General features: G+C 51.3%; 12 protein-coding genes and 2 pseudogenes. 11 read left to right on the forward strand and 3 right to left on the reverse strand.

Annotated features, from left to right (window positions below):
- The first annotated feature begins 20 nt into the window (after nt 1-20).
- Entirely contained in the window at nt 21-914 is an 894-nt protein-coding gene (locus HKD32_RS11725) for a LysR substrate-binding domain-containing protein (RefSeq protein WP_194258039.1), read from the forward strand.
- Nucleotides 915-972: 58 nt separating this feature from the next.
- Here the strand turns inward: HKD32_RS11725 and HKD32_RS11730 are convergent, their stop codons facing one another.
- Nucleotides 973-1719: an SDR family oxidoreductase gene (locus HKD32_RS11730; protein ID WP_194258040.1), complete on the reverse strand. Its 747-nt coding sequence runs from the start codon at nt 1717-1719 to the stop codon at nt 973-975.
- A gap of 149 nt (nt 1720-1868) precedes the next feature.
- Here HKD32_RS11730 and HKD32_RS11735 point away from each other — a divergent pair, with 149 nt between their 5' ends.
- A complete protein-coding gene (locus HKD32_RS11735; protein ID WP_194258041.1) occupies nt 1869-2798 on the forward strand; it encodes a helix-turn-helix domain-containing protein in 930 nt (309 codons plus the stop codon).
- 4 nt (nt 2799-2802) lie between these two features.
- Here the strand turns inward: HKD32_RS11735 and HKD32_RS11740 are convergent, their stop codons facing one another.
- Nucleotides 2803-3285: a DUF2938 family protein gene (locus HKD32_RS11740; protein ID WP_194258042.1), complete on the reverse strand. Its 483-nt coding sequence runs from the start codon at nt 3283-3285 to the stop codon at nt 2803-2805.
- A 103-nt stretch (nt 3286-3388) separates the two neighbouring features.
- On the opposite strand from HKD32_RS11740, the gene HKD32_RS11745 reads away from it, so the two are divergent.
- From HKD32_RS11745 to HKD32_RS11775, 7 genes and pseudogenes are all read left to right on the forward strand, one after another.
- Nucleotides 3389-3841, forward strand: a complete 453-nt coding sequence (locus tag HKD32_RS11745; protein WP_194258043.1) for an Rrf2 family transcriptional regulator — start codon at nt 3389-3391, stop codon at nt 3839-3841.
- Between the two features lie 164 nt (nt 3842-4005).
- Nucleotides 4006-4762 (forward strand): annotated as a pseudogene (locus tag HKD32_RS11750) (IS5 family transposase).
- A 593-nt stretch (nt 4763-5355) separates the two neighbouring features.
- The gene (locus tag HKD32_RS11755) at nt 5356-5844 is read left to right on the forward strand and encodes a hypothetical protein (protein WP_010505743.1); all 489 of its coding nucleotides are present in this window, start codon (nt 5356-5358) and stop codon (nt 5842-5844) included.
- Complete coding sequence (locus tag HKD32_RS11760) at nt 5841-6422, forward strand: redoxin domain-containing protein (RefSeq protein WP_228118993.1); 582 nt, start codon at nt 5841-5843, stop codon at nt 6420-6422. Before HKD32_RS11755 ends, HKD32_RS11760 begins: the two co-directional genes overlap by 4 nt.
- A complete protein-coding gene (locus HKD32_RS11765) occupies nt 6422-7825 on the forward strand; it encodes an aminotransferase-like domain-containing protein (RefSeq protein WP_194258044.1) in 1404 nt (467 codons plus the stop codon). Before HKD32_RS11760 ends, HKD32_RS11765 begins: the two co-directional genes overlap by 1 nt.
- A 347-nt stretch (nt 7826-8172) precedes the next feature.
- Nucleotides 8173-9162, forward strand: a complete 990-nt coding sequence (locus tag HKD32_RS11770; RefSeq protein WP_194258026.1) for a DDE-type integrase/transposase/recombinase — start codon at nt 8173-8175, stop codon at nt 9160-9162.
- Nucleotides 9137-9478 carry a PIN domain-containing protein gene (locus HKD32_RS11775; protein ID WP_194258045.1) on the forward strand — a complete coding sequence of 114 codons (342 nt, stop codon included), beginning with the start codon at nt 9137-9139 and terminating at the stop codon, nt 9476-9478. Before HKD32_RS11770 ends, HKD32_RS11775 begins: the two co-directional genes overlap by 26 nt.
- A 319-nt stretch (nt 9479-9797) precedes the next feature.
- On the opposite strand, the gene HKD32_RS11780 is transcribed toward HKD32_RS11775, so the two are convergent.
- A complete protein-coding gene (locus HKD32_RS11780; RefSeq protein ID WP_059431499.1) occupies nt 9798-10268 on the reverse strand; it encodes a MarR family winged helix-turn-helix transcriptional regulator in 471 nt (156 codons plus the stop codon).
- A gap of 163 nt (nt 10269-10431) precedes the next feature.
- Between HKD32_RS11780 and HKD32_RS11785 the strand changes: the two genes are divergently transcribed.
- The gene (locus HKD32_RS11785) at nt 10432-11454 is read left to right on the forward strand and encodes an alpha/beta hydrolase (protein ID WP_194258046.1); all 1023 of its coding nucleotides are present in this window, start codon (nt 10432-10434) and stop codon (nt 11452-11454) included.
- Nucleotides 11455-11907: 453 nt separating this feature from the next.
- Nucleotides 11908-12081, forward strand: a pseudogene (locus HKD32_RS15250) (IS481 family transposase); the annotation flags it as partial.
- Between the last annotated feature and the right edge of the window lie 343 nt (nt 12082-12424).

The raw sequence follows: 12424 nt of genomic DNA on the forward strand, positions 1-12424 counted from the left end.
GTCACAACTGAGGATGATGAATGCTTGACCGGTTAACCAGCATGAAGATTTTTATCAAGGTCGTGGAGTTGGGGTCCTTTGCTGCGGCCTCCCAGCATCTGACTTTGTCGCCGCAGATGGTAGCCAAGCATATAGAGGCTCTGGAGCGCCACCTTGGTGCACGTCTGTTACATCGGACTACCCGCAGACAAAATCTGACCGAAACAGGCCGGCTCTATTGCGAGCAGTGTCGCCTTGTTCTGAAAGCAGTTGAACGAGCGGACAGTCTGGCAGCCAATACGCTTGGCACCCCGCGTGGCACACTATCTGTTAGTGTTCCCGTCACCTTCGGGCGAACAGTATTGCTGCCATTTGTTCACAACTTTCAGAAAAGATATCCAGAAATTCAAGTCCATTTGTCCCTGTCAGACCAACTGGTTCATCCCACAATGGATGGTCATGAGGCTGTGATCCGAATTGGTGAACTGGAGACTGACCTTGCAGCGGTCAGTCGTCCTCTGACGGCCTATCGTCGGGTCATCTGCGCGGCTCAAACCTATCTGGAAAAACATGGTTTTCCAGGGCAGCCCGATGATCTGATGCGCCACGAGTGTCTCGTGTATGAAAATTCCGGCGGCCCTGTAACAACCTGGCACTTTTCTCAAGGAAGCGTTACGCGGCCTGTCACCGTCTCCGGGCGGATAATCAGTAATGATTCAAGTGTTCTGCATTCTGCAGCACTCGCTGGCGATGGCATTCTACTGGGTTATGAGCAGGCCCTGCTTCCAGATATTAAAAGCAAACGGCTTGTCCAGCTTATGCCGAGGTGGACAGTTCCGGACCGACCCATGCACCTGCTTTATAACGCAGGTCCGGTTATGACACCAAAACTGCGGGTCTTTGTGACTGAGCTTCAAGAGGCTTTCCAGCCTTAAGCCTCTTTTCGACGGTAGGATGTCTGTCTCCTAAGCTCGCTTAGCAATCAGTTTCTGTTCACCACCCCTGTTCAGTCGGAAGCACAAACAGTTCTGCAACATCCATGCGTGCAGGTGATTTCAAAGCAAAAAGGATGCTGTCTGCTATGTCCTCGCCTTCGAGAAAGGTCATGGACGCTGCAAGATCATCCATTTGTTTGCGGTAATCAGCATCTGTAATGTGGTCGTAAAGCTCCGATTTTACGGCTCCCGGCTGAATGCAGGTAACGCGGATATTATGCTTTGGTCCGATCTCCATTCTGAGGCCGTCTGAAAACGCTGTCACCGCAGCTTTGGTGGCACAATAAACGGCGAGACCCGTAAAGACTTTCCGGCCTGCAATCGAGGACATGTTAAAAATATGGCCCGAATGCTGTGCGATCATCTGCGGAAGAACGGCTGCCGTTGCATTAAGAACACCCGATATATTTACATCCACCATCTGCTGCCATTCGTCCACTTTCAGGCTGTCAACGCTGGATAGGGGCATCAGGCCCGCATTGTTGACCAGAACATCAATCCTTCCAAATTGGGCAATCAAGCTCTTTGCAGCTTCTTGACACGAGACACGGTCAGTAACGTCCGTCACCAGAGGAATAGCTCGACCGCCAGCCTTGGTAATCTCACTGACAAGTGCATTCAGGCGATCATGACGACGTGCCGCCAGGCCGACTGTGATTCCTTCTGCTGCAAGTTTGCGCGCTGTTGCCGCACCAATGCCACTGGATGCTCCGGTCACCAGAGCAATTTTTCCTGCAATGTTCATAATCTTCTCCACGCAACGAGCCTTCAATCGGCCTTCATTGTCGAAGGAGGTGTAATTTATGCCAGAAGATATCTCTCTTGGCTTCTTGCTGAAACTATTGCGATTTTGCGCTATAGATAGTCGTGCATGGAAATTAGGGAGTGTAACAGATGGGGGTGCCCTGCCTTCCTTCTCGGCGTGCTGCCAGTTTGGCACTGGAGCAGCTTCTCCCCGGGAAGAAAGTCGCGCAAAGTGAAGGGGATGTCTGGAACGACGTTGACGTCCAGATCTTCTCTCGCCCGTTACAAGAAGACGAAATTCTTGTGCCTGCCGTCGCAGAACCCTTGCTTGTCTGGGTTATCAGCGGAGAAGCAAATATTGAAGAGCGTGAACTGACAGGACCGTGGGAACAGAGCAAGGCAAGAGCTGGAACGTTTTACCTCACGCAGACGGACACACCGTATCTGATGCGTTGGCAGGGCAAGGACGACACTTGTTTTGAAGTGTTGCATCTCTATCTTGGACTCGATCTTGTCGATCGAGCTGCCGTGTCATTAAATCTGAATTCATCCCGTATTCGAATGCGGGATGTTTCGGGCGGGGAGGATGCTTTCATATCAGGCATTTTGAGTGGTCTGATAGCTGAAATGCAATCTTCCGTTATTACAAATTCCTTATTTGTAAATGGCCTTCTGGAAAGTCTGACAGTTCATCTTTTAAGACAGTATGCTGATGCCAGAGCTAAGATAAAGCTACGATCCACTCTCTTGCCCACATGGAAACTGCGTAGAGTTCTTGATCATATGGAAGCACATCTGGCTGAGCCATTTGATTTGGATTGTCTTGCTGCTTTGTGTGGCATGAGCCGTTTTCATTTCAGTCGATCATTTCATGCAACCACAGCACAAACCCCGTCTGGCTGGTTCATGCAGCACCGCGTCCAGAAGGCATCAGAAATGCTTCGCAAGACCAGTCTTTCCATTATCGAGATTGCCTTGGAAACTGGATACGAAAGCCCAAGTCATTTTGCTCAGGTCTTCCGCAGAGTAACCGGTCTCAGTCCTCGTGATTATAGAAAAATGCATTCATTAAATAAATAAAGTTTCAAAAAAGACTTTGGTAGAACAGTTCACCTAAATACAAGCCAATTCCGAAAACGGCATGAGCGCTGATGCTGAGAAATAGTCCTTTTTCAGGATTGGGAGCCCTAAGTCCGAAAAAACCGCCGCCCAGAGCAGGTTTCATAAACAGAAATGGCGCTAAAAGGGTAACAAGTCCGAAGAGTAGACCATTTAGCAGTGTGGGGACTGTCTTTGCTATAACCACCACAAAACTGAGGTACAGTGCGGCATAAACAGCACCAATCAGATAATGAAATGCCCAGCCGACAACTGCCTCTCCTTTCAGGATGGGTCTTTTTCCAATCATTGGGTCATAGATCCTGCCGTCACGCCACCCTATGACCCAGCGGCCGGTGACAGACCAGTTGGCTGCAGGAATTCCAGTCAATGGTTTCTGGGCTTGTTGCCAGATATCGGATGCGGCAGTCGCCACGACGCCGACTGTCAGAATTTCGAGCAAATTCATACAGCATGTCCTCGAAGTAAGAGTGTTCGCACACACTTTCATGTCACTTTTCGAGTTTCATGATATACTGACGAAATCGCACTCTAGCAACACATGAAGTTACATGAGACAAGATAACAGATTATCCTGTGTGCTCCACGTACTCCTGCATATGGCAGAAGCAGGTGGTCCCATGACGTCAGAAGCCCTGGCTCGCGCCCTTAACACCAACCCCGTGGTTGTGCGACGTCTTATGGGCGGTCTGCGTGAGCATGGATATGTGCACTCCGAGAAAGGACATGGCGGGGGGTGGACGCTTTCATGCCAGTTGGATCGGGTAACGCTGCGAGATATTTACGAGGCTCTTGATGCCCCAAGATTATTCGCCATAGGGAACCGGAGTGAAATGACTGAATGCCTTGTTGAGGAAGCCGTTAACGATGCAATGAGTGGCGTCCTTGCGGATGTTACGGCCCAACTTCTCGCGCGTTTTGGCCAGATTACACTTGCAGCGCTTCATGCCGACTTCCATCAGAGGCTAGCAGCGCGCCATGCTCCGGCCACGCTCTGCAAGTAGACTAAGGGCTGATGGCCAGGATTGATGCTGACCCTGTGCCTCCCGGAATTAAGATGTCGCAAACAGTGAGTGGTTTAAGCTACAAGACTTTGCTGGTGTTTTAGGCTCAGGACCCATTGATTTGATTACGGAAATCTGATTCAGGCTCTGTGAGGAGACTGGAGATGAGCGACCTATTTTGGCTGACGGATGAACAGATGGATCGTCTGCGGCCCTTTTTCCCAAAGAGCCACGGCAAACCTCGCGTTGATGACCGTCGCGTGTTGAGCGGGATCATTTTCGTGAACCGCAATGGGATGCGCTGGCGTGATGCGCCCCGGGAATACGGTCCACATAAGACGTTGTACAACCGCTGGAAGCGCTGGGGCGACATGGGCATTTTCATGCGGATGATGGATGGCCTGTTTGCTGCAAAAGCCGAGCCTCGGACGATTATGATTGATGCGACGTATCTCAAGGCACACCGCACGGCTTCAAGCCTGCGGCTAAAAAAGGGGATCCAGGGCGTCTGATCGGACGGACAAAAGGCGGCATGAATACGAAGCTGCATGCGATCACGGATCAGAACGGACGACCGCTGAGCTTCTTCATGACAGCCGGACAGATCATTGATTACGCCGGTGCCGCTGCCCTTCTGGACAGTCTTCCCGTAGCCCAATGGAGCTGGGAGATCGCGGGTATAATGCCGACTGGTTCAGGGGCGCCCTGGAAGAGAGGGGGATAAAGCCCTGCATTCCAGGACGGAAATCTCGTGGAAAACCGGTCAAATACGATAAGAGAAAATATAAACGCCGTAATCGCATCGAGATTATGTTCGCAAGGCTCAAGGACTGGCGGAGGGTCGCAACACGCTATGACAGATGCCCGAATGTCTTCTTCTCAGCCATCTGCCTCGCTGCAACCCTCATCTTCTGGCTATGAGTCCTGAGCCTAACAGGCCCTAAGCCGCTCATTATACGGGTATAAAGATCTCTATTGGCGCTCCAGCGCCTCCAAAGATTGGAGAGTGCCCTATATCTGGATCACACTCTCAAGGCGTATCACGCCAAAGCAGGATATTTTGATTGGCAAGAATGATGCGGCTCAACTTCCGGCAGTCATCAACGCGGGTCCATCATGATTTTTTGAGAAAAGGACCGTAGATGCTCCATCTGAATATGGGCATCCGTCAGCCCAAAAATCACTCATCTTCAGTCTTCTCACAGAGTCTGAGAGAGAGGCTAAATGGAACAATACCATTTTATGGTTAATTAATTTTAATGTATATTATAAAGTGTTTTCAGTCGGTTATTTAAAATAAAAAATCTTCTCGAAAAGGTATTTCTTGATTGTACCCTTTTTTTTGGGAAAATCACATAAATTGAACCTCTTTGTATGGCATACATTAGAATTTGTATGGGTTCAAAGATTTGAAAATATCATCAAATAAGCATACAATACTGTCAGAAGTTAATTCTTCTTTCTCTAAGACCCTCAAATTTACATCCGGAAAACCGTATAAAGCGAGTATAACCATGAAAAAAAATGAAATAACCCCAGAGGAAGTTTATCTAAACACAAATGCGGAAGCCGAGGGAATTCTAAAAAATAGACTTATTGGAATGACACTTGGTCTATTTCTTGCTCATGTCTATGTTGCTTTAGCTTTATATTATACCTCCATTGATAGTAGAGGTTATTTTCATACCAGCTGGCTAGCTCTTTTCGGAACTTTTGTTTCTTCGATGATTTTTTGTTACCATATTGGTATATCAAAGGTTATTTCAGAAAAAAATAACGGAATCTACGGTCGTTACTTCTCTCCTTTGATTTCGCCATCATTATGGGGATTTGTTTTGATCGTGATTGCCGTCCTCTCTGTCTTCCAATGGCAACCTTGGTTCATGCCATATAGTGTATGGGCATGGCCTCTGACATTTGCTTCCATCATGATCGGTTATTTCATCGGCCCTGTATTCGACAGGATGTTTGTGACGCTTGGAAGATTCTCCCGGAAAGCATGATGCGGCTGGATGAACACTGTCCGGCATTTTCTTTGCGGACCACCGAAGGTGAATATGGTTTCGAGCCAACACAGCAGACTTTCAAATTAATTTTATTTCTGCCTTCGCCATTCTCAGTTTCCGATACCCAGGATATTATGAATATTGATGGATGCTCAGATTTTTACGCTAAAAACAATATCGACGTTCTTTTAATTTCTCAATCAAGTATCCATGTAAATTTGGGTTGGATAAAGGCTATTCAGGCGGTGTACGGACGCGAAGTCACCACAATGATTGGCGAGGATCCGACAGCAGAAGTTTTCAAAGCATATGGCGTCGCAAATGCAAAAGCTGCAGTTGTTGTCGACAAGCAAGCTCGATGCAGATGGCACTTTAGTCTGGACCGTCGTCTGACGTTTAATATCGAGGAAATCAAAAGGGCTATGTTGGCCCTCATTGAAGTCAGCGGTTCGTCCTCTAAAACACCGGAAGGCTGGGGTCCGGGGGATAGAACGATTAAGGATATACCTTTGAACAGAAAAGCTATTCTCCGTAATCGAAAGTGGTTTTATGACCTTTCTCCGGAAAATAAGTAATGAAGACGCACGAACTTCTACGAAGCTGGCGCGAGATTGTAGAACAGACCACGGGCCCATTGTACAAAGGCATTGTTCAGGCTTTGGTATTGTCAGTCCAGCAGGGTGTATTGCGAGAGGGCGATCGTCTTCCCACTCAGAGGATGATTGCCACCTCCCTTGGTACAAACCTTACCACTGTCACCCGTGCTTTTCGGGAGGCACATCAGATCGGGTTGGTTGACGCCACCGTCGGTCGCGGAACATTCATCCGAATAGGAGCGTCCACCAGACAATGGCAGGCTAGCAGGACAAGTATTGTCGATATGACGATGAACTTGCCCCCTGTGCCAAACCTACCTTCTCTTGCAACATCAATGCAGGCTGATTTTCAAACCTTATTCAAAAGTCAGAGCATAAGCAGCCTTATGTCCTACCGGGTAACTGGAGGGACTTATGATGAACGCTGCCAAGGAGCAAAATGGATTGAACCGCTCATAGGCCACAGGCGTCCTGATGAAATTGTAGTTACACCTGGAGCGCAAACCGCGATTGCAGCTGCGCTCAGTGTTCTGACCTCGCCAGGTGATATCATCCTCACCGAAAAAATGACATATCCTGGACTCCGTGCTGTCGCGAACCAGCTTGGAATTCTACTTGTCGGTGTGGACGGAGACGAACAGGGCTTTCTGCCTGCAGCGCTTGAAGAAGCGTGTCAGATACATTGTCCCAAGGCGATATACTGCACCCCAACCATCCAGAACCCGACAACGATAACGCTGCCATTGTCGCGGCGTCAGTCCCTTATGAAAATTGCGCATGACGCAGGCATCTATGTCATTGAAGACGACCCTTATAGCCTGCTTCTGGATACCCCAATTCCCGCATTATCCGCTCTTGAACGTGGGCGCGTTATCTATATTGCTACGCTCGCCAAGGTTCTCAGCCCAGGATTAAGAACAGCCTATGTTGCCCTTCCAAATCCCGAAATTCATCAGCGTTTTATCACCGCAGTACGGGCATTTTCTTTAACTAATGCCGGTTTGCTCAGCGCTCTCACTCTTCGGTGGATGCAGTCTGGACTAGCAGGGACTATTCTTGCTGGCATCAAAAGCGAATTACGTCTTCGACAGTCTATTGCCCGAAATATCTTGGGTGATCGTCCTGGAATGAACCCAAACGGACCACATATCTGGCTACATCTTCCTTCATGGTGGAACAGCTCTGACTTCGTCGCCTATGCTCATCATAGAGGGTTGGCGCTTCTACCGAGTAGTGTATTTGCAGTGTGCGGCTCTACATCAGAAAATGTTCGAATTTCTTTAGGGAGTATAGATAATATAGATGACGTTGAGAAAGCGATGAGAGATATTTCTATTATACTTCAATATAGAATGGATAATAATATTATATCGGTCGTTTGATATTTTAATTTCTAGAATATTAATTTTAATTAATATGTATATCTAAAAATATCAGTAATTATTTTGCATTTTTTATTATTGGTAGATTGGTATAGAGAAACGTCCATCTCGCCTTTCAAACAAATTTTCCGGTCAGCGCGATCTATGGCAAAAATCATCTTGGTCATCCAGCGACAGGCTGTTGATAGACCTCCGACTGGGGAGGCAGACGCCTATGGTCTGTTAGATCTTGGATAATGACGGCAACTGCCTAGCTGTCAGGTTGTGAGACGTCATTGGGACAGCGTATCGTGGGCTATTGCCGCTTACGCCCCCTGGTTTGACGTTGAACGCCGGAGTGATTGTTAATGCATCAGATCCATCCGCAAGCCCGCACCACACCTGTCGTCCGGGCCGAAATCGCACGCTCGATGGAAGGGACCGGGGTGTTGGCGCGACGCTTCGGCGTCAGCGACGAGACGGTGCGCAAATGGCGCAGGCGTGGAGCCGAGGGATGCACGGATCGAAGCAGTAAGCCCCGGTTACTGGCCTGGAAAACGACCGAGGAAGAACGCGCGATTGTCTGCCATCTTCGTCGCGCCACCGAATTCGGGCTCGATGACCTGACGTTCGTGCTGCGGCACTTCCTGCCTCACCTCAACAGAGATAGCGTCTGGCGTATTCTTAAGGACGCAGGGCTCAACCGACGGCCGCCGAAGGAGAAAATTTGTCCCGTGCGCGGCGACGGCACATTCCGGGACTACGACCTGGGCTATGTCCATATCGACGTGAAGCATCTGCCGAAGCTGCAAACCAAAGATGGCGAGGCCCGTAAACGCTTCCTGTATGTCGCGATCGACCGCTGCTCACGTTTCGTGCATCTGGCCGTCTACGACGCCGAGAATGCTGCCAATGCCGTCGATTTTCTAAAGACCGTCAAAACCGCCTTTCCTTTCCGGATCACGCATATCCTGACCGACCGAGGCTCGTGCTTCACTACAGACGCCTTCGAGAAAGCCTGTCAGAATGTCGATCGTCGGCGAACCAGAGCGTATTCCCCTCAGACGAACGGTATGGTCGAGCGGTTCAACGGTCGCATCGCAACCGAGGTTCTGCCGATCAACGTCGCACACCACACGGATCTCGAAGTCCTGCTGCATGGGTTCAATCACGCCTATAACCTGCGCCGACAGCGAGTTCTGGGCGGCCTTTCGCCTACCGCCAAAGTCGCCGAGCGCCTCAGGCAGAGACCACGTCTGCGTAATCTAAGCTATAAAACTATGACAGAAGTCAGTATCATGAACGACGTCGACCGTATCATGGTTTACGCCAATGACGTCTCACAACCTGACAGCTAGGTACTGGCTGCGCGATGCAGCCATCTCCGCGATCAACCTGCAAGAGATCGTTTCTAAAGCTGTTGATAAAGGCGTCCCGGCCGAAGGAGTATCCGAACTGATCGCGGCTCTACGCCTAGACGTGCGGCCTCTTGATCACAATTTGGCTCTAACGGCCGGATTGATGCGCGATGCGACCAAGCGGGTTGGTCTCAGTCACGGAGACCGCACCTGTCTGGCGCTAGCCAAAAAAATGGGTCTCCCCGCGGTCACTGCCGATCGGGCATGGGCTGAAATTGCGGACGTAATCGGAGTTGAGGTGGTTCTCATTCGCTAGTCGTACGCAGTGTAAACCCTATGCAGGTTTTCTGTTACACGGATACTTGCCCCCCAGGAGGAGCCGCTTGAAATAAGCGGAGCTTCCGGTTTCGCCTACATGTCGGACGCCAGAACGTCGGCCTTCGCTTCTCTGAAGCAGACGTGTTCATGGCTTGCGAGAATAGGCTGTTGCCGATCACGACCAACATCACGAGCATCCAGCCTAAAATGCGCGGTATGTGCCGGCGGCCAAGTGCGATGACCCCGCTCGTCTATGTTAGGGCGTAGGGGAACTCAAGACCAGTCTCTCTGGAAATGGTTATTGACGGGTGACAGGCTCAATGATCGTCGGACTTGCAGCCCGGGGCACGCGGAGAGCTGACGGCTTGGCGCAGCCGGTCGACCCGATTACGCAAGTCCCGCAGTTCGGTGATCGACAGCCCGGTCGCCGCTAACACACAAGCCGGAATCGTCTCGGCCTGAACGCGCAGGGCCCGACCGGCCTCCGTCAGACGAACACGCACCTGTCGTTCGTCCTTCTGGTCGCGGGTGCGTTCCACAAGGCCAGCGCCCTCCAGCCGCTTGAGCAACGGCGTCAGGGTGGAGCTGACCAGATCGAGTTGTGATCCGATTTCGCCGACAAGTCTGCCGTCACTGCCCCACAGGACGGTCATTACTAGATATTGCGGATAGGTGAGACCGAGCGGCTCGAGCAGCGGTTGGTATAGCCGATTGAAGGCGTGGCTCGCGGCATACAGCGAGAAGCACACGAAATTCGACAGATCAGGTGTGGATGGGTCTTCGTTCATATCGTCCTCCATAAGTAGAGCCATTATATCGCACAATATCAAATCTTGGGCGATGTTAATGCATGGGAGCCATGCATTTTTTGATATTGGGCGATAATGTCGCGCACGATATTGATGTGCCTCACAGGCCGAACGCAGCCTGATCGATACGGAGTTTTCCATCATGAAGTGCCTCTCCACAGCCATCGCCTTGGCTACCGCTATTGCCGCTGCCCCCGCGCTCGCCGCCCCCGTGCTAGAGCCCACGACCCAGCATTTCCTCAACGGCCTCGCCGACGCCCACGCCCCGGCCATCCCGTCGCTGTCGCCGCACGATGCCCGTGCGCTACTGGACGGCGCGCAGGCGTCGGTGAAGGTCACCGCTCCCTCTGCTCGGATTACCGATCGCGTGCTTCCCATTGGCCCGACCGGCAGCACGCGCATCCGGATCTATCGCCCGCTCGACGCCCCGAACCATGCGCCCGCCATCGTTTATTATCATGGTGCCGGTTGGGTGATGGGCGGCCCAGCCAGCCATGACCGCCTCGTGCACGACCTGGCGGCGGGCAGCGGTGCGGTGGTGATCTTAGTCGATTACGAACGCTCGCCCGAGGCGCGTTATCCAACTGCGATCGAGCAGGATTATGCGGTTCTGGAGTATGTCGCTCGTCATCCGGTCGAATTTGGGATCGATCCATCCCGCATTGCCATCGCCGGAGACAGCGTCGGCGGTAATATGGTTGCGGTCGTCTCCGCCCTCGTTGCGGAGCGGCATGGACCCAGGCCCGTAGCCCAGCTCCTGTTCTATCCGGTAACCGATGCCGCGATGAATGATGGATCCTATCGCGAGTTCGCCGGTGGCCCCTGGCTGACAGCGAAAGCCATGGATTATTTCTGGAACCAGTATCTGCCTGCCGGCACTGACCGCGCCCAGCCGCATGTCTCGCCGTTGAACACGCCGGACTCCATCCTGCACGGGCAGGCGCCAGCATTGGTCATCACAGATGAAAACGATGTCCTGCGTGACGAGGGCGAGGCCTACGCCCGACGCCTGGTCGAAGCCGGTGTGCCTGTCATAACGACCCGCTATAACGCGACGATCCACGATTTCGTTATGCTCAATGCGCTCGCCAAGACGCCGGCATCCACCGCCGCAATCGCCCAGGCAACGCATTTCCTGCGCGATGCCTTTACGAAGGCAAAGTAAAAGAACGGAGGCGGTCTGAAGCAATTTCCTCCAAAAAGAAATAGCGCTTCAGCCTCGCGCCAGCCGCAGTTTCTGCTCCGTCCCTCAGGCACTGACCATGAACCTATCGCTGGCATGACGAGTGCATATATGCGGCGTCTCACGGGGCGGGCAGCTCTCCCCCGACGAAGTTAGGTGATCTTCAGGAGACGCCCATTTGTATCGTGAAAATCGATTGCGCGAATGACCGATTTTCCGGTCCTACCGCCCAACTGCCGACATTCCGTTTCCCCCCTGATCTGCCTGTCCGCTCAAAAAACGTGAAGCGGACAGGCGACAGACGCCTCATATAGGACATCATCACTATTAATTCCGTTATCCGGAAACGGACGTCTCTAACGCTGAAGCGCAACGCTTATACATGCTTCGGAAATCCAGCTGGACAGGTAATCGATGAGCGCACGCACTTCTGAGGACAGCCATAAGCAGCTAAAGAAACACCTCAACGACTTCATGGCGGCCTATAACTTCGAGAGAAGGCTCAAGACGCTTGAGTGGCCTTACGAATATGTCTGTGAAATCCGGACTTCAGAGCCAAAAAAATTCATTATCAATCCACCTCATCAAACCACGGGACTAAACACCTAGCTATCAAAGAGGCCTGGTATGCGACGGTTTTCATCACTTTACTGTCCGTGGGATCGGAATAACTGTCCCCGGTATTGGAAGGCGTCCGTCACCTCTAACGCCCTTTCCTCTCTGTCGAATTGATGCTCATCGGTCAGGATATTACCGCGTCGAAACTCCTAAGGCGGATCAGGTCGCCTAATAATTAGAGACGGAACAAGAAGTAGCCCGCGTACTTTTCATTATTGCCGATTATTCACGCTGTGGGTATTCTCTTGGCTAGGCGAGAGACATAGTGCGCCTTCCGGCCTGTGAAACAACGGAAAAGTCTCTCAGACGCATTGTCATAATGTCCTGTTCGGAG

Origin of the sequence: Gluconobacter japonicus (assembly GCF_015244665.1) — a bacterium.
Taxonomy (GTDB): Bacteria; Pseudomonadota; Alphaproteobacteria; order Acetobacterales; family Acetobacteraceae; genus Gluconobacter; species Gluconobacter japonicus.